We start from the raw sequence: 17,532 nt of genomic DNA, 5'->3' as shown, positions 1-17,532 counted from the left end.
CCATGGCAGCTGAAATGAAGGCTCCGGAAGTACCACTTGGGCTCCAAATCAAGGCTTTTGCCCAGTCGATTCCACCACTCCTGCGTACTGGTGCCCTGTACATGACTCCGAAGACGGCGCCGAAGATTCTCGATTACCTGCGTCGCCTGAAGTTCTCCGTCGCCAGCCTGATTTCCATGAGTGCGCTGCGCTACCCGGATCGCCTCGCCCTTGTCGACGATGACGGTGAACTCACCTATTCTCAGCTGCTTGACAACGCCCACGCCCTGGCTCGCGCCTTGATGGACCGTGGCATGACCCAGAAGTCCAGCTTCGGCGTTATCGCACGCAACGGCCGCGGCATCATCCTGCCGATGGCCATCAAGGGATTCATCGGCTCCGAAATTATGCTGATGAACATCGGCTCCGGCCCGACTCAGATTCGCGGTGTCGTTGACCAGAATAAGGCCAAGTTCCTGTTCGTCGATGACGAGTTCCTGGGCAACCTGCCAGAAGACCTCGACGATGTCACCGTCGTTATTACCTCCGTGACCAAGCCGGAGACCCGCAAGAACGCGGGCAAGAACTTCGTGTTCATGGAAGACCTCATTGAAGAAGGTCGTACATCGAACGCCAAGCTAGATCCGAAGCCGGAGCAGGGACGCATCATCATCATGTCCTCCGGCACCACCGGCATCCCGAAGGGTGTCCTGCGCAATGAGCCGAAGACACCGGCAACCGTGGGTGCAATCGCCGATCGTATTCCGTGGCGCCGCAACATGGTCATTCACCAGTCCGCATCCATGTTCCACGCCTGGGGCTGGGCAAATGTGCTGATTGGCATGGCTACCGGCTCCACCATTGTCACCATGCGTGTCTTCGACCCGAAGAAGGCTGTTGACCAGTGTGAACAGTACGGCTGTAACGGCATGATTTCCGCGGCCTTCTTCCTGCGCCAGATCAAGGATGTTCTGGATGAGGAGCCGAACCGCAAGATTGGCCCGTTCCGCTTCATTGTCTCCTCTGGTAACGCCATCCCGGGCTGGCTCGTCTCCGCGCTGACTCACCGCTTCGGTCCGGTTATCTGTAACTTCTACGGCTCCACCGAGGCCGGCCTGTGCTCCATCGCATCCGGCGCGGACCTCGCAGCCCGCCCGGACTCCGCAGGTCGCCCGGCAATTGGCGCCAAGGTTCGCATCCTGGGTGACGACGGCAAGGAAGTCGAGCCGGGTGAGGTTGGCATGATCCACACCGCTCAGGAGCTCTCCTTCATCGGTTACCTGAACAAGAAGGACAAGTTCACCACCGTCGATGGCCTGTTCCAGATTGGTGACCTCGGCCGTATCGACCAGGACGGCTACCTGTACATCTGTGGTCGCTCCGACGACATGGTGATCAAGGGCGGCGAGAACGTCTTCCCACGCGAGGTCGAAGAAATTCTGGGCCCGGTGCCGGGCATCGCCGATGTCTTCTGCCACGGCAGCAACGAAAACGACGAGATTTTCGCTGACCTGTTCCTCTACGTTGTCCGCGAGGACAATGAGGCCGGCAAGAACCTCACCGAGGACATGCTGCGCGAGTACGTCCGCGAAACTCTGGCCGAGCACTCCACTCCGGACCGCGTCTTCTTCGTCGACTCCCTGCCGCGCAACGCCATCGGCAAGGTTGTCCCGCGCGAGGTCAAAGCAATGCACGAGCGCCTGAACCTGGACGCTCAGTAAGAAGCCTGCACACGAAAGTGTGCCCACCGGCTATCCGCCTGGTGGGCACACTTTTTGCTTATCTTCGCTACCTTTTACACGGCTATCCGCGCGGGCGCACCTGGATTTCATCCACGTTGGCATCCGCTCCGGTATCAACGGCCAGACGTACTGCGGCTGCGATCGATTCAGGCCGCATGAACTTCGTTCCGTCGTAACGCCAATCCGCATCATCGCGGTGCCAATTCGACTGCAGCTGAACCTGCATATCGGTATCGACGCGCCCAGGGTGCACGGAGCTGACTCGTACCGCGCCACGCTCTTCCTCGCGCAGCGCATCGGTGAAGGCCCGCAGCGCGAACTTCGACGCTGCATACGGTGAAGTACCAGCTGAAGCGCGGAATCCCGAGCCCGAGTTGATGGTTACCAGCGTGCCCTCCGCCTTGCGCAGCGCTGGCAGCAGCTGGCGTGTCAGGTCGGCGACGGCGACGACGTTGATGTCCATAATTCGCGACCAGTCCGCACGCGAAACCTCCGCCACGTCCCCATCGACGTACACGCCCGCCGAGTGCACGAGCACATCCAGCCCGCGCCCACCGAGCGCCTCCAACAGCTTTGCCACTTCCGCGTTTACGGCGTCGGTATCACCCAGATCAGCAACGAATACGCTTGCCGACGGCAACTGCGACGCCACCTTCTCGGCAGACTCAGCACTGGTAGCGCCCACAATGACATGGTGGTCACGGGAGAGATCCTTGGCGACCGCCAGGCCAATACCACGGCTTGCACCCGTGACCAGGGCAATCTTGGTGTCAGCGGCAATATCGATGCTCATGTACGGCTCCTCTATGTAGTCGGTTTACTTCTTCGGCTTCGCGCCGCCCACCTGGTCGATGGGGGTCACCTGCAGGAAGTCAATGTTGACGCGCTTCGGACGGGTGGCCGCGAACACAATGATGTCGGCAACATCATCGGCGGTCAGCGACTCAACGCCATCGTAGACCGCTGCGGCCTTGGTCTCGTCGCCGTCGAAACGCACGAGTGAGAAGTCGGTGTGGACGCGCCCCGGATCGATTTCGGTGACGCGCACGCCATCGGCAGCAACCTCTTGACGCAGGACTTCCACCAGCGCGCGCTCAGCGTGCTTGGCTGCGTTGTAACCGGCGCCGCCGGTGTAGACCTGACGGCCGGCAATCGAGCCGACGGTGAGCACAATGCCGCTAGTGGACTTCAATGCGGGCAGCAGCGCGCGGGTGACGCGCAGGGTGCCCAGCACGTTGACCTCGTACATCCAGCGCCACTTTTCCTCGACAGCGCCTTCAACCGATTCCATGCCCCAGGCGCCACCGGCGTTGTTAACCAGCACGTCGACGCGCGGTTCGGCCTTAGCCAGCGCCGCCACATCGGCGTCAGAGGTGACGTCAACCTTGTAGACCGTCGCTTCACCACCGGCAGCGCGAATCTCCTCCGCGACAGCCTCCAGCTTGTCCTCGCGGCGGGCTCCCAGCACAACGCGGAAACCTTCAGCTGCGAACTGCTTGGCAGTGGCTGCACCAATACCGGAAGAAGCACCGGTAACTACAGCTACTTTCTTGCCATTAGTTGAAGTTTCAGAGGTCATGGGGGCTCAACTCCTTGCTACATGCGTCTACTAATATCCCCGACTGTAGTCATACGACACCCTCCTGCGCCGAAGACTGCGTGTGCTTTACACCTGATGTTCCACGTGAAACGTATATAAAACTGTGCCGGAATTTTTCCGATTCACCTCATACACAGCCGCTAAAACCGCGATACTGGTTGCATGTCTGACCAGCCTCACTTCCCACATCTTCTCTCCCCTCTCGACGTCGGTCCTCTAACTCTGCGCAATCGCATCATCATGGGCTCAATGCACTCCGGCCTGGAAGATCGCACCCGTGATATCCCCAAGCTGGCTGCCTACCTGGGTCGACGCGCCGAAGGTGGCGTGGGGCTCATCGTCACCGGCGGTTATGCTCCCAACATCGAAGGTTGGCTGACTCCGGCCGGTTCGATGATGGCGTCGAAGCGCATGGCGGACAATCACCGCCGCGTTACTGACCTCGTGCACTCCCACGGCAGCCACATCGTGCTGCAGGTGCTGCACGCCGGTCGTTACAGCTACAGCCCGCTGGCTCGCTCCGCCAATACCGGTCAGTCGCCGATTAGCCCGTTTAAGGCTCACCGCCTCACCGGCTTTGATGTCTCGCGCACCATTGGCGCCTACGTCCGCGCCGCGAAGCTCGCGAAACGTGCTGGTTACGACGGCATCGAGGTTATGGGCTCCGAGGGTTACCTGCTCAACCAGTTCCTGGCCGAGCGCACCAACCACCGCTCGGACAACTGGGGCGGCAGCGCCGAGGCTCGCATGCGCCTGCCCATCGAAATTGTCCGTCGCATTCGCGCCGAAGTGGGCGAGGACTTCTTACTGCAGTACCGCATTTCGCTTCTTGACCTGGTGGAAGACGGCCAGACCTGGTCCGAGACCACTGAACTCGCGCAACGTCTGGTCGAGGCTGGCGTCGATGTCTTCAACACCGGTATCGGCTGGCACGAAGCACGCGTCCCCACCATCGTTACGTCCGTGCCGCGCGCCGCATTCACGGATCTGACTGGTCGTCTCCGTTCGCTTGTCGACGTCCCGGTGGCAGCCTCCAACCGAATCAACCGCCCTGAGGTTGCGGAGAAGATCCTCGCTGACGGCAATGCGGACCTGATTTCCATGGCCCGCCCACTGCTGGCTGACCCGGACTTCGCCATCAAGGCGGGCGATGGTCGAGCTGACCAGATCAACACCTGTATCGCCTGTAACCAGGCCTGCTTGGACCACACCTTCGCGGCCAAGCGCTCCACCTGTTTGGTCAACCCGAAGGCTGCTTACGAAACCGAGTTGGTATCCGTGCCGGTTGCGAAGGACAAGGCCAAGCGCATCGCCGTCATCGGCGCTGGTGTGGCTGGACTCGCTTTCGCGGAAGCCGCAGCTCAGCGCGGTCACCACCCAGAGATTTTCGAGGCCGCCGACCAGATTGGTGGCCAGTTCAACCTCGCCGCAAAGATTCCGGGCAAGGAGGACTACGGCGAGACGCTGAAGTACTTCTCCCGCCGTCTGGAGGTACTCGAAGTTCCGGTTCACCTAAACACGCGTGCCGACGTCGACGAGCTCAAGGCCAAGTTCGACCACGTGATTGTGGCCACGGGTGTTACCCCGCGTATCCCGGGCATTGACGGTATCGACCACGAGAAGGTCATTCGTTACGACGAACTGCTCTCGGGTGCGAAGCAGGCCGGTAACAAGGTGGCCGTCATCGGTGCTGGTGGTATCGGTGTGGACGTGTGTGAGTACCTCACGCGCAAGCCGAACCAGACCATCGAGGCCTGGAAGGACGCCTGGGGCGTCGGTGACCCTGCGGAGTTCCGCGCGGGTCTGACCAAGCCGGGCACGGTCTCTGGCGCAGCTGAGGAGTTTGAGGTTGAGCGCGAGGTGCACCTGCTGCAGCGCAAGACCTCCCGCATCGGTAAGGGCCTGGGCAAGACCACTGGTTGGGTTCACCGTGCGGAGATCAAGAAGGCCGGTGTCAAGCAGTACACCGGCGTCACCTACAACCGTATCGATGACGAGGGCCTGCACATCACCATCGATGAAAAGCAACAGGTCATCGCGGTTGACAACGTGATTGTCTGTACTGGTCAGATATCCAATCTGGACTGCCTGGGCGGCAAGGATCGCGAGAGCGTCACCGGCGATAACTCCAATGTCACCATCATCGGCGGCGCGGACGTGGCCGCTGAGCTGGACGCAAAGCGTGCCATCCGCCAGGCCGTTGAGGTAGCGCTCGCGCTGTAGGGCTAGGGCTGCTACGCCTCGTAGCGGTCGGTGTAGGCGCGCTGCTCGAACTCGAAACGGCCCGGGTGAGCCGGGAACTCACCCGGGACACCGATGGCCAGCAACAGCGCTACCGCCACATCGGTGTCACCGGCACCGATAGCTTCCTTGACCTTCTGCTCACTAAAGCCCGTCATCGGGGAGCTAGCCCAACCAAAGGCGCTGGCAGTGACCATAGCGAAAGAAGCGGCAATCATGGCGTCGCGGATTGCGAACTCGCGGGAGAGACCCTTTTCCTCGCGGACCTTATGGAAGGAGGTCATCGAGGCTTCCCGCTCGGCAGCGGCAACTTCGTCCCACAGGCCAGTCGCCTTGTTGGCCTCAACCAGGCGTGGAATACCGCGCTTCCAGCCGGTCGGCTCACCAATGAAGGCGAGCAGCAGCGGCGCATTGGCAACCTGCTTCTGACCACCGGCAGCTTCCACTACCTGCTGGCGCACCTCAGGGTCCTCGATGCGCACGATAGCCCGAGACTGAATGTTAAAGGCGCTGGGAGCTTCCAGAGATAGCTCCAGGAGGCGGCGCACGTCAGCGTCGTCAAGCGGTTCGTCAGCGTAGACGCGCGTGGCACGGCGGTTGCGGATGATGTTCTCAAATTCGGTGGCGAACTGGTCGCGCGGAGAATGCGAAGTCATGCATTAAAGAATAACTGTTTGCCAACCTTCGAGTTCGAGCAGCCAGCGCTTCATTTCGCGGCCACCGGCATAGGCACCGAAAGATCCCGCTCCCCCACTGGCGGGCACCACGCGGTGACAGGGAATCAGAATACCCAGCGGATTGGTGGCACAGGCCGAGCCGGCAGCTCTGGCGGCACGGGGTGAGCCGGCCATTTCAGCGAGCTCACCGTAGGTCACAACCTGGCCATACGGCACGTCGCGCAGTGCCGTCAGCGCACGAGCGCGGAAAGAATCCTGGGTGAATATGTCGCAGTCCAGCGGCAGCGCAAACTCGCGGCGCTGCCCGGCAAAGTACTCGCGGAACTGCTGCGCTGCCTGTTCCGCCACCGCCTGCGCTTCGGGGTCGGCGGCGCTGGGGTCGTCGTCAAGCACGGGGCCTAAGAGATTGACTTCGACGACCCCGCGAGCGGAGGTGGCGATTCCAAGCGCCCCGAAGGGCGTTTCTACCTGGGCAACCGCCATGAAACCTCCTACTTAGCCCTTGTTGGCCTGGAACCAGGCCAGCAGCTCGTCCCATTCCTTCTCGTGACCGGAGCGGAAGTAACCACCGTAGCCCACGCCCTTGCCACCAGCCGGCTGAGCCTGGCGCTTTTCAATCTTTTCAGCAGAGCTCATCACATTGGTAATCAGGTCTGCCGAGGACTCCTCAGTCCAGTAATCATCTGGAACGCGGATGGACAGGAACGGCTGCGGAGCCTTGGAGAAGCGGTTAGCGAAGTCGAACTCGGAATCGTCGAAGAAGTAGCCTTCCTTGCGAGCCCAATGAGCCCACTGACGCATGACACCGTTCGGCGGCTCAACAGCCAGACGCCACGCCGACGCCGGAATGTGGCCGGTAATGAAACCGCTAATCGGGCCGAGAATATTGAAGATGAAGAATGCGCGGACCTTGCCCGCCACTGACGGCACCTTGGAAATACGCATACCGCGGCAGTTGACCAACGCCGCTGCGTCATAGGTGCCCTCGGAGCCGGCGTAGACGATGCCGTGACCACCAACCGCGTGGCCGACAGCGAAGTGCGGCACGTCCGGGTAGGTCTCCTTGGCCCACTCGATCACACCCGGAATATCCTTGGTAATCCAGTCCGACATCCGGATGTCTTCATTGTTCTGGTCAGTCTTCAGAGCGGACTGGCCGATTCCGCGGTAGTCATAGGTGATAACGCCGTAGCCCTTTTCTGCCACGGTCTCAGCGAAACGGTGGTAGAAACCCTGCGGCACACCGGTACCGGAGTGAACGGTGATGATGCCGTTGGGAATGTTCTCTGGGTTCTCCTTCGGGCGGAACATGGTTCCGCGCAGCAGGACGCGGTCATTAGCCGGAATAATGATGTCCTGCCGAGGGCACGGCTCCGGCAACTTCGGGCTCTTCGCGGAAAAACGGCTATCCCCAGTGGAAGTGGTTGAGGCTTCGGAGGTCATTTATGCAGTTCCTTCGAGTGGACTTAAACAGTGCATGATTTTGTATACACAATCTTAAAGTGTAAGGCTCATCACTTTCAGCGCTTTCGTGGAATTTGCCTCACTCGCGTTACAACTGCACATCCCCATAGGCGCGTTCGTCCTCAATTGGCTCCAGATGCGAGGAGATATGCACACCTGGGAAACGCTCCCGCAGCTCATCTTCCATCGCGGTAAGCACATCGTGACCGCGCTCCACGCTCCACGCGCCCGGCACCAGCACATGGAACTCAATGAACTTCTGATGCCCCGACTCGCGAGTGCGGATTTCGTGGACGTCGATGCCACGACTCCGGTCACGGTGCGAGGCCAAAATCTCATCCACCGCCACGCGGTCGTCGCCCTCCATGGCCTTGTCCATCAGGCCGTTACCGGAATCGCGCAGCAGCTTGTAGCCGGTGACCAGGATGTTTACGGCCACGGCCAGCGCGATAATCGGGTCGAGCCACCACAGGCCGGTAACCCACACCAGCGCCACACCTACGAGCACTCCGGCGGAGGTCCACACGTCGGTCATCAGATGCTTGCCGTCGGCGGTCAGCGCCAGGGAGTTGTGCTGGCGCCCGGCCTTAAGCAGAATCAGCGCCACCGCACCATTGATCACCGAGGCAATTACGGTCACGACGAGGCCCTGGCCAATCTGCTCAATCGGCTGCGGGTTCACCAACCGCTCGATGGAGACATAAATAATGGCCGCCGCCGCCACGAAGATCATGGCACCTTCCAGCCCGGCCGAGAAGTACTCTGCCTTGGAATGGCCGAACTCATGATCACGGTCCGCGGGCCGCGCGATAACCTTGAGCACAATAATTGCGACAACTGCCGCAACCAGATTGACAATCGACTCCGTCGCGTCGGAAAGCAGGCCCACCGATCCGGTCAGAGTGTAGCCCCAAAACTTCAGCGCGATGGTGACGACCGCCGCCCCCACTGAAAGCCAACCAAAACGAGATAAGTCCTGCATATGCGGGCACTTTACCCGCCTTTCCGGAGTTACTACCAGTTCTATGAGCACCGATTTCCAGTTCAATTTGCAGAACATTTCTGCAGGCCTGCCGTTCGCGTCGCAACTCGCCTCGCTTGCCGACGCCGTGCGCGACCACGACGTAGTAGTCCAGGCCCCACCGGGCACCGGCAAGACCACTTTGGTTCCGCCGGCAGTAGCCAACACCCTGGGCGGCCGCATTGTGGTCACGGCTCCCCGGCGTGTGGCGGTGCGCTCGGCAGCGCGGCGGTTGGCACAGCTGTCGGGCACGAAGCTCGGTGGGGAAGTTGGTTACTCGGTGCGTGGCGACACAAAAGTTTCCCGCGCCACCCGCGTGGAGTTTGTCACTCCCGGTGTGCTGCTGCGTCGACTGCTGCGCGACGGCGACGTGGATGCCAGCGCGGTGCTCATCGACGAGGTGCACGAGCGCGGCTTGGATACCGATTTAGTGCTGGCGATGGTGCGCGACTTGCGGGATATCCGCGATGACCTGCGCCTTGTCGCTATGTCGGCAACGGTGGACGCGCCGAAGTTCGCGACCCTGCTCGGTGGCTCTGCCCCGGCTCCCATCGTGGCTGCGGAGGCGGCAATCCACCCGTTGGACATCCGCTACGCACCCTTTCCGCAACGGCTGGATGCGCGCGGTGTGACCGACGACTTCCTGCAGCACGTGGCAGCGCAGGCCAGGAAACTGGTGGAGGAAGCCGCCGGTGATGTGCTGGTTTTCCTCCCCGGGATCCGCGAGGTGGAACGCTGCGCAGGCTATATCGCCGACGCCTCAGATGCGACAGTGCTAACGCTGCATGGCCAGCAGAGCTCCGAAGAGCAGGACCGCGTGTTCCGTCGACAAGCGGACGGTAGGCGCGTGATTGTGTCCACCGCGATTGCGGAATCATCCGTGACCGTGCCGGGCGTGCGCGCCGTTGTCGACGCCTGCCTCGCGCGCGGACCGCGACTCGACATCGCGCGTGGCTTCTCCGGCCTGGTCACCAGCTCGTGTGCGCAGTCCTCCGCAAACCAGCGCGCGGGCCGTGCGGGACGTGAGGGTCCGGGCATCGTGGTGCGCTGCGTCTCTCAGTCGGAGTTCGCGTCCCTCCCAGCCTGGCCCGCGCCGGAAATCGAGGTCGCCGACCTGACACAGGCACTCCTCGACGCCGCCGCGTGGGGCACGCCTGGGATGCAGGGACTGAAGCTTCTCGACGCCCCACCACCCCACCACGCGGAGGTCGCAAACCGCATTCTGGCTGGCCTGGGCGCTGTTGATGAGGCCGGTGACATCACGGAACTCGGCCGCACCCTGGCTACCCTGCCGGTGCATCCGCGCATGGGACGCGCGCTGCTGACCGCCACGGCCATGATGCCGCAGCACGCGGACGCGGTCGCACGCGCGGTGGAGAAACTCACCGACGCCCGCGGCTTGGCCAAGCAGGTGCGCCGCATTGAGCTGGATACTGAGGCCCCCGCCAACCTGCTGCCCTCGGACATCCCCGCGCTGGTCACGGCCCTGGCCTGGCCGGATTTCATCGGGCGACGCCGCAGTGCGAACTCCGACGAATACCTCTTTACCGGCGGCACCGCTGCGGAACTCACCCGTGGTTCTGACCTGCGCGGCCACGAATGGATCGCGGCCGCCGACATCTCGCGGCTCTCCCATGGGCGCGCGCTGATTCGCGACGGCGAGGCGATTGACCTGGAAATCGCCATGCTCGCCGCCGGCCACCTCGCCCGCACGGAGACCACGGCGCGCGTCGAACAGGGCCGTGTTCGCGCCCGCGAGCGCGACCTGCTCGGCGCCATCGAACTGTCATCCCGCCAGGTCTCCCCGACGCCCGAGCAGTGCATTGCCGCCAACTCCGCCTGGCTTGCCGACGCGCTTACCGACGCCTCCCCCAGCCTCGACCGCGACACCGAGCAGCTCCGCCGCCGCATGGCCTTTCTCCACGCTCATCGCGGTGCCCCATGGCCGGATGTCTCCCCCGCAGGGCTCGCGGCTCAGGCCGAGCTCCTTTTTGCCGGCGAGCTGGACCGTCCGACCCCACCCAAGCTAGATGCCGAGCACCTCCGCCGCCTGCTGCCCTGGCCGGAGGCCTCGGACTTCGACCGGCTGGTGCCCGAACGCCTGGAGGTCCCCTCCGGTTCGAAGATTCGCCTGGAGTACCCGGAGGACCCCACGGACCCTGAGGCGCAGATTGTCCTGGCCGTGAAGTTGCAGGAGTGCTTCGGCCTGGCGGAGACCCCGCAGGTATTGGAAAAGCCGGTGACAATGCATTTGCTGTCACCGGCTCAGCGACCACTCGCGGTCACTCAGGACTTGGAAAGCTTCTGGAATGGCGCCTACGCACAGGTTCGCTCCGAGATGCGGGGCCGTTACCCCAAGCACCCGTGGCCGGAGAACCCGTGGGAGGAGCAGGCTACTGCGAGGACGAAGCGTCGTCGTTAAGCAAGCCCGTCGTTAAGCAGCTGCCTGTGCCCGCACGCGACTGGGCTTGCGCCAGAGGTAGATTGCGTAGCCCAGGCAGGTGAAGAAGAGCACGCCCCCCATGATTCCCTGCATGTTGCCGTAGAACCACTGCCCCACATTGGCAGCGTGGCCGAAGTCATTGCCCACGAACACCTTGTACGGTGCCCACCAGTGGGCGATCATGAACAGGACACCGACAATAATGTGCCCAATCTCGCGGACGAAGAGCACCAGCGGCACGAAGACCATGACGATCGACCAGTGGTGGCTGACCGCGTATGGCCCGGCGAAGCTGACCGCCAGCGCAACGAAACCAAGGGCTGCGACATCATAGCCGTTGCGGTGGTAGATCCACGCCACGAAAGCAGCAGCGATGGCACCGATGAGGAAGAAACCGTAGATGCCAATATCGAGCGCGGTACCCTCCACCCCGGCGCGGGCGAGCAGACCACTGAACGCCTGGTTGGCCTCATAGGCCGGGGCGCCACCGCGGTTGCCGGCGAAGAACTCATCGGTCCAGAAGTAGATGGACTCTTTAAAACGCACGGCGAAACCAATAGCGACGGTCACCAGGAACCAGCAGAAGCTCTTGGCCACGGCCGCAAAGTCACGACGCATGAGGAACACCAGCGCATATGCCGCGGGGGTGATCTTAATACCCGCCGCGATACCCACGCCCAGTCCACGCAGTTTCTTGGGCAAAAAGCCCAGCACATCGGAGACCACCAGCAGCGCGAGGAAGACGTTGATCTGCCCGAAGAGCACGTTGGCGCGCAGCGGGTCGAGCAGCATCACAACACCGAGCACGCAGGTAGCCATCAGCTTCGGACGCTCAGAGCCGAGACGAGTGAAGACCATCCACAGCATCGCCCACACCGCCGCCAGCGTGGCGAACGTCCAGATGATCTGCAGGGTCACCGGCCCCGCCCAGGTCAGCGGGTAAAACAGCAGCGCCGCAAACGGTGGGTAGATGAAGCGGAAACCCGATCTGGTGGGAAACTCTGGTGAGTAGAGATCCTGGTCTCGTCGTAGTGCCCAGCCGGCGTCTTGGAAGACCTCGAGGTCCATCATGTAGGCAGTTGCCGCAAGATAGATGAAGTCGATGACAACGACCAGCGACACCAGCCCAAATACAATTGCCAAGATCCGTCTCTGCATGACGGAAAGCGTCGAGAGTCTGTCCATGAGCATGATTCGACACTACCGCACAGTTCTTCCTACTCAGGCCTTAGAGTGGGAGGTATGTTCGTGGAAAACTATCGCAAGGTTCGCTCCGAGATCGACGACGCTTGCCGACGAGCTGGGCGCCAGCCCTCCGAGGTCCGCCTGCTGCCCGTCAGCAAGACTGTGCCTGTCGACGCCCTGGTGGAATCCTGGCCGGAGCTCGCAGCAGCCGGCTGCGCTGGCCTGGCGGAAAACCGCGTCCAGGAAGCGGTGGCCAAGGCGGAGGCATTCCGGGAGGCCTTCGGCGACAAGGCACCACATATGGCCATCATTGGTCCACTGCAGACGAATAAGGCCGGCCACTTGGTCAGTTGTGCTGATGAGTTTCAGGCTCTGGACCGCCCGAAGGTGGCCGGAGCACTGCAGCGTCGCTTGGCCGATTCCGAGCGCACGCTCGATGTCTTGATTCAGGTCAATGCCTCCCGCGAGCCGCAGAAGTCGGGTCTGGCGCCGAGCCACGCGGCGGAGTTTGTCCGCATGTTTGGCCCCGATGGCGAATACCCGAACCTGCGTCTGCGCGGGTTTATGACCATCGCGGCCCAGAATGATCCGAATGTGCGCGAGACCTTCGCGGAGCTGCGGGAGCTGCGGGACAGTCTGCTCGGGGATTTGCGGGACGGTGTCAGCCTCAACGAACTGTCAATGGGTATGTCCGGCGACTACCGCGAAGCCATCGCCGAGGGGGCGACCACCGTGCGTGTGGGACGCGCCATCTTCGGTGAGCGCTCCTATCAGAAATAAAGGTCGCGAAATAGAGGTAATCTCAATGCCATGAGTTCTGATGTCTCCCCGTGCTCCCGTCGTCGTTTCCTCCTGGGAACTGCCGCCACTGCAGCTGGCGCACTCGTAGCCGCTTGTGCACCAAAGTCTGCGGTGGAGAAGGTTGACGCTGCCGACATTCCGGTTGGCGGCGGTGTGGTGATCGGCAATTACGTCGTCACGCAGCCGGAGGAAGGCAAGTTCGCCGCTTTCTCCAGCTCCTGCCCGCACCAGAATGGTCGTATCACTGAGGTCAGCAATGGTGTGATGATTTGCCCGAACCACAACTCCCACTTTGATATTGCTACTGGTGAGGTTGTTTCTGGCCCCTCGCGTAAGCCCGCTGGTCAGGCATCGCTTTCAGCCGAAGGCACTGAGCTGATTGTGGGCCAGAAGTAGGTTTATCTTCTAGCGCCGCGGCTTCAACCCCGCCACGGCACACGCGCCCGCGATGAAGGACAGCGCCACCAGCCACGGAATCAGCCCTGCCCACTCGAAGTGGCTGAACACCATGCCGGAGACCCAACCGACAATCGATGAGCCCGCGTAGTAGCTGAACAGGTACATCGATGACGCCTCGGCGCGGTCGCGCTGCGCCACCAGCCCCACGCCGGACGAGGACAGCGAGTGCGCCACGAAGAACGATGCCGTGAATACAAGCACGCCCACAATCAGTGCGGGCAGCCACGGCAGCAGCGCCAGCCCCAGGCCCACGCACGCGGCCAGAGTCGCAATGGCGATGAGGCGACGGCGGCTCACCGTCTTCGCCCACACGCCCGCGCGTGCCGACGACCACGTGCCCGACAGGTAGAGAATAAATACGAACCCTGCCAGTGCCGGGGAGAGCCCGAACTTATCGCCCAGTCGGAAGCCCAGGTAGTTGTACAGAGAGACAAACGACCCCATAAACAGGAACGCCAGGGCGCACAGCGCGAGAATGCGCGGGTCGCGCAAGTGCCGCGCTATGGCCTGCCCCTCCCCTGCAAACGACAGCTGCTTCGGCTGGAACCTACGCTGTTGCGGCAGGAAGTACCAGGTCAGAATGGCGAAAACAAACGCCACCGTCGCCGAGACCGCAATCGCCACCCGCCAGGAGGCGAACTCCAGCACAATGGACGGAATAATACGGCCGAGCAGACCACCGACCGTCGTGCCCGAGATATACAGCCCCATCACGCGACTGACATGGTCGGCGTGGACTTCCTCACTGACATAAGCCATAGCCACTGCGGGAACACCGGCAATGACAATGCCCTGCAGCAGGCGCAGAGCAATCATCGAACCGATGCCCGGCGCGATTGACACCACGAGCCCCAACAGCGTTGCCACAAATGCGCTGATGACAATCACGCGTCTGCGTCCAAAGCGTTCCGACAAAATGGACACCGGGATAATCGCGCAGGCCAAGCCACCGGTGGTGGCGGATACCGTCAGCGCGGCGGTGGCGGGGTCGACCGATAGCTCGTCGGAAAGCGTGGGCAGCAGCGCCTGCGTTGCGTAGAGCGCTTGGAACGATGCCAGGCCGGCGAAAAGCACAGCGATAAGCGCGAGGCGGAATCCAGGATCTTCTGGCCGTAGTCCTTCGATCTGTTCGGGGTTTTCGTTAGCGCTAGTCACTTGTCCTACGTTAGCCCTCCCTCCAAACCCCTCGCTGGATACCCGGATCTGAAAAACCTTTTTAATTCGCGCGCGATATCGCGTTCGTTTTATTAGTTTCGTAGGCATGACTACTTCTCCTGCACAGCCGCAAAGTCGCAACCACGACCGCGAGTACGACATCGTCGTCTACGGTGCCACGGGTTTCGTGGGCCGCTTGATTGTGGACTATCTGGCTAAACACGCCGGTCAGACGAAGGTGGCGCTCGCAGGTAGGAATGCTGAAAAGCTTGCCGATGTCGCGGAGAATGCAGGCGTATCGGACTGGCCGGTCATTGTTGCGGATGCCGCCGACCAGCAGGCGGTGGCAAAGCTCGCGGCCAGCACGAAGGTGGTGTTGACCGTTGTGGGGCCGTACGCGAAGTACGGTCGCACCCTGGTGGCCGAGTGTGCCAAGGCAGGTACTCACTACGTCGACCTGTGTGGCGAAGTGCTGTTCGTCCACGACTCCATTGCAAACAACCACGAGGTAGCGCAGCAGACCGGAGCGAAGATTATTCACTCCTGCGGCTTCGACTCAATTCCCTCCGATGTCGCTGTCCGTGAGCTCCACGAGGCGGCCCACACCAAGCTCGGTGAGACAACCCTGCTGTTCAAGCATGTCAAGGGTGGTGTCTCCGGCGGCACTATCGATTCAGTCCGCGTTCAGATTGAACAGGCCAAGAAGGATCCCAAGCTGCGTCGCATCATCGCCGATCAGTACGCGCTGGCTGAGCCGGGACCCGACCAGGGTAAGTTCGGCGTCGACCTGCGTCCGGCGCGCTTCCGCCGCCACTGGCGAGCCCCCTTCTTCATGTCGCCTTTCAACACCCGCATTGTTCAGCGCTCGGCGATGCTGGCGGATTACGGTGATTCCTTCCGCTACCGCGAGCTACTCAATGTCGGCCGCGGTCCGAAGGCTTTCGTGCGCGCAAATATTTTCGCGGCTGTCTGCAGGTTGGCGCTGGCGGCGATGGCATTTGGGCCGACGGCCAAGCTCATTGATAAAAAACTACCGAAGCCGGGCGAGGGCCCGAGCGCTGAAGCACAGGCCGAAGGCCGCTTCACCATCGAGGCCTACACCGTCGATACCTCCGGCATTCACTGGCGTTCCAAGGTGTCCCTTGAGGAAGACCCAGGGTACGCAGGCACCGCGATTATGATTTCCAGCGCCGCCCTCGCGCTCGTCCACGACGATCTGCCGGACACCACCGGCGTGCTCACTCCTACTGTCGCGCTTGGCGATGCCCTGTCCCGCCGTCTCCGCGCTGGCGGCATGACCATTGAGGCGGTGCAGGCTCGATGATTGGTGGCCTGACCGGTGCTTTTGCGAATCTCACCCGCGGACTGAAGCTGCCGACTGTAGGTGGTGGCCGCGCGTTAGTGACCGGCGCTTCCTCCGGCATCGGCTGGGCATGCGCGGAGGCACTGGTCAAGGCCGGTTTCGAGGTCGTTGGCACGTCCCGCAGAGGCGCCGATGCGCCGCACCCCGAGGGCGTGCAGATGGTGGTGCTCGACATGTCCAGCGCTGACGATATCGCCGCTGTGGTCGCTCACGGGCCTTACGACGTCGTCGTTGCCAATGCCGGCGAGAGTCAGTCGGGCGCTTTCGAGGAGCTACCCCGCGAGGCACTTGAGCGTCTCTTCCAAGTCAATGTTCTAGGACAGGTGGAGCTGTTACAGCAGCTGCTGCCCGGCATGCGCGAGGCTGGTCGTGGCCGAATTGTGCTGGTGGGCTCGATGCTCGGCGGGTTGCCGCTGTCCTACCGTTCTTCCTACGTGGCGACGAAGGCCGCTATCCGCGGCTTTGGGCTTTCGTTGCGGGGTGAAGTCGCGCAGTTCGGTATTGGGGTTACGGTTGTCGAGCCGGGCGCCATCAACACGGGGATTTCCTCACGTCGGACGACGTATGGCGATGAGGGTTCTGTTTACGCTGCCGATGTCCACCGCATGCTGACAAAGTTGAACGCCAATGAGGAACGTGGCATTCCCGCTTCTGAGATTGCTGAGGTGGTTATGCGCGAGGTGGCTGCCGAGCGACCTTTAGCCCTGGTGGCGCGGGGGTCGTCGGCAAGCGTAGCAGTGCCCTTCATGCGGCGGATCCCGACGCAAGCGATGTTGACCATCATGCGCCGAGTGCACGGGCTGCGGTGAGTAAGTGTGCTATTCGGCGATAGCGCGCACTTCGACGGCCTGCGCGCACGCCTCTGAGGCTTCGTGGGCCAGGTTGATGGCCTCGTGTTCATCTGCAACTTCGACGATCCAAAAAGCCGACGGGAACGTCATCGCGTTGTAGTACGGCAAATCGCTGTGCGAACCATCCGGCAGCACCGTCATGGCATCCTCTGGTGGAACCAGCCCTCCGGACATAACCCAGTGACCTTCGTCCTGCAGCTTCTGATTGAAGCGTCCAATCCGTTCAAAGGCAGCGTGCATTTCCTCGTCAGAGTCATACGCGTTGATATCTCTGCGGCCATGGACCGTGAAAAAGTACTGCACACCAAGCTCCTGAGTTTCGTTTTGCTAAGTGTAACAGATTCGGCGTGGTTGAAAATGGGCATCACCAAAGATGTGCGACTTAACAGGGGTAACCCCCAAAAAAACCTAACCCAAGTACTTTGTTACCCTTAAGCAACTCAGGTTAATGCTGTTCGTTGCAACGAGACTCGGTCTCCCCCATCGACATCATAATCTTTCAAACCCATGTTCCTCCGGGCTCTGTGATAGACTCTCGACTGAGAACCAAT

Annotated in this window: 16 protein-coding genes; 7 read left to right on the top strand and 9 right to left on the bottom strand. The window is 61.8% G+C overall.

Annotated elements, in window-relative coordinates:
• Positions 1–2 precede the first annotated feature (2 nt).
• On the top strand, positions 3–1,700 hold the full coding sequence (locus CHU70_RS04690; RefSeq protein ID WP_049193377.1) for an AMP-binding protein: 1,698 nt from the start codon (positions 3–5) through the stop codon (positions 1,698–1,700).
• An 82-nt stretch (positions 1,701–1,782) separates the two neighbouring features.
• On the opposite strand, the gene CHU70_RS04685 is transcribed toward CHU70_RS04690, so the two are convergent.
• The gene (locus CHU70_RS04685; RefSeq protein ID WP_016421787.1) at positions 1,783–2,514 is read right to left on the bottom strand and encodes an SDR family oxidoreductase; all 732 of its coding nucleotides are present in this window, start codon (positions 2,512–2,514) and stop codon (positions 1,783–1,785) included.
• A 24-nt stretch (positions 2,515–2,538) separates the two neighbouring features.
• Complete coding sequence (locus tag CHU70_RS04680) at positions 2,539–3,300, bottom strand: SDR family oxidoreductase (protein ID WP_049193380.1); 762 nt, start codon at positions 3,298–3,300, stop codon at positions 2,539–2,541.
• 183 nt (positions 3,301–3,483) lie between these two features.
• Here CHU70_RS04680 and CHU70_RS04675 point away from each other — a divergent pair, with 183 nt between their 5' ends.
• The gene (locus CHU70_RS04675; RefSeq protein WP_070607218.1) at positions 3,484–5,544 is read left to right on the top strand and encodes an FAD-dependent oxidoreductase; all 2,061 of its coding nucleotides are present in this window, start codon (positions 3,484–3,486) and stop codon (positions 5,542–5,544) included.
• Positions 5,545–5,555: 11 nt separating this feature from the next.
• On the opposite strand, the gene CHU70_RS04670 is transcribed toward CHU70_RS04675, so the two are convergent.
• From CHU70_RS04670 to CHU70_RS04655, 4 genes are all read right to left on the bottom strand, one after another.
• A complete protein-coding gene (locus CHU70_RS04670) occupies positions 5,556–6,218 on the bottom strand; it encodes a nitroreductase family protein (RefSeq protein ID WP_049172542.1) in 663 nt (220 codons plus the stop codon).
• A gap of 3 nt (positions 6,219–6,221) precedes the next feature.
• Complete coding sequence (locus tag CHU70_RS04665) at positions 6,222–6,722, bottom strand: methylated-DNA--[protein]-cysteine S-methyltransferase (RefSeq protein ID WP_147719278.1); 501 nt, start codon at positions 6,720–6,722, stop codon at positions 6,222–6,224.
• Positions 6,723–6,734: 12 nt separating this feature from the next.
• A complete protein-coding gene (locus CHU70_RS04660) occupies positions 6,735–7,682 on the bottom strand; it encodes an alpha/beta fold hydrolase (protein ID WP_147719279.1) in 948 nt (315 codons plus the stop codon).
• A 109-nt stretch (positions 7,683–7,791) separates the two neighbouring features.
• A complete protein-coding gene (locus tag CHU70_RS04655) occupies positions 7,792–8,685 on the bottom strand; it encodes a cation diffusion facilitator family transporter (RefSeq protein ID WP_070429092.1) in 894 nt (297 codons plus the stop codon).
• Between the two features lie 43 nt (positions 8,686–8,728).
• On the opposite strand from CHU70_RS04655, the gene CHU70_RS04650 reads away from it, so the two are divergent.
• Positions 8,729–11,146, top strand: coding sequence for an ATP-dependent RNA helicase (locus tag CHU70_RS04650; RefSeq protein ID WP_147719280.1), 2,418 nt, complete (start codon positions 8,729–8,731; stop codon positions 11,144–11,146).
• Positions 11,147–11,158: 12 nt separating this feature from the next.
• Here CHU70_RS04650 and CHU70_RS04645 read toward each other — a convergent pair whose 3' ends face one another.
• Positions 11,159–12,325 (bottom strand): glycosyltransferase 87 family protein, encoded by a 1,167-nt coding sequence (locus tag CHU70_RS04645; protein ID WP_242451352.1) that lies wholly within the window; start codon positions 12,323–12,325, stop codon positions 11,159–11,161.
• An 84-nt stretch (positions 12,326–12,409) separates the two neighbouring features.
• Between CHU70_RS04645 and CHU70_RS04640 the strand changes: the two genes are divergently transcribed.
• Both CHU70_RS04640 and CHU70_RS04635 read left to right on the top strand, forming a co-directional pair.
• Positions 12,410–13,132: a YggS family pyridoxal phosphate-dependent enzyme gene (locus CHU70_RS04640; RefSeq protein WP_049189826.1), complete on the top strand. Its 723-nt coding sequence runs from the start codon at positions 12,410–12,412 to the stop codon at positions 13,130–13,132.
• Positions 13,133–13,162: 30 nt separating this feature from the next.
• Positions 13,163–13,549 (top strand): Rieske (2Fe-2S) protein, encoded by a 387-nt coding sequence (locus tag CHU70_RS04635; RefSeq protein ID WP_049172555.1) that lies wholly within the window; start codon positions 13,163–13,165, stop codon positions 13,547–13,549.
• Positions 13,550–13,558: 9 nt separating this feature from the next.
• Here CHU70_RS04635 and CHU70_RS04630 read toward each other — a convergent pair whose 3' ends face one another.
• Positions 13,559–14,767 carry an MFS transporter gene (locus tag CHU70_RS04630; RefSeq protein ID WP_147719282.1) on the bottom strand — a complete coding sequence of 403 codons (1,209 nt, stop codon included), beginning with the start codon at positions 14,765–14,767 and terminating at the stop codon, positions 13,559–13,561.
• A 106-nt stretch (positions 14,768–14,873) separates the two neighbouring features.
• On the opposite strand from CHU70_RS04630, the gene CHU70_RS04625 reads away from it, so the two are divergent.
• Together CHU70_RS04625 and CHU70_RS04620 are read left to right on the top strand one after the other, a co-directional pair.
• Entirely contained in the window at positions 14,874–16,091 is a 1,218-nt protein-coding gene (locus tag CHU70_RS04625; protein WP_147719283.1) for a trans-acting enoyl reductase family protein, read from the top strand.
• The gene (locus CHU70_RS04620) at positions 16,088–16,939 is read left to right on the top strand and encodes an SDR family NAD(P)-dependent oxidoreductase (protein WP_147719284.1); all 852 of its coding nucleotides are present in this window, start codon (positions 16,088–16,090) and stop codon (positions 16,937–16,939) included. Before CHU70_RS04625 ends, CHU70_RS04620 begins: the two co-directional genes overlap by 4 nt.
• 9 nt (positions 16,940–16,948) lie before the next feature.
• On the opposite strand, the gene CHU70_RS04615 is transcribed toward CHU70_RS04620, so the two are convergent.
• On the bottom strand, positions 16,949–17,284 hold the full coding sequence (locus CHU70_RS04615) for a YciI family protein (protein ID WP_048731941.1): 336 nt from the start codon (positions 17,282–17,284) through the stop codon (positions 16,949–16,951).
• Positions 17,285–17,532 lie beyond the last annotated feature (248 nt).

It is taken from the genome of Corynebacterium sp. LK10 (assembly GCF_008042455.1).
Lineage (GTDB): Bacteria > Actinomycetota > Actinomycetes > Mycobacteriales > Mycobacteriaceae > Corynebacterium > Corynebacterium jeikeium_D.
The sequence above is the reverse complement of the archived record's forward strand: the minus strand, read 5'-3'. Positions and strand labels throughout refer to the sequence as shown.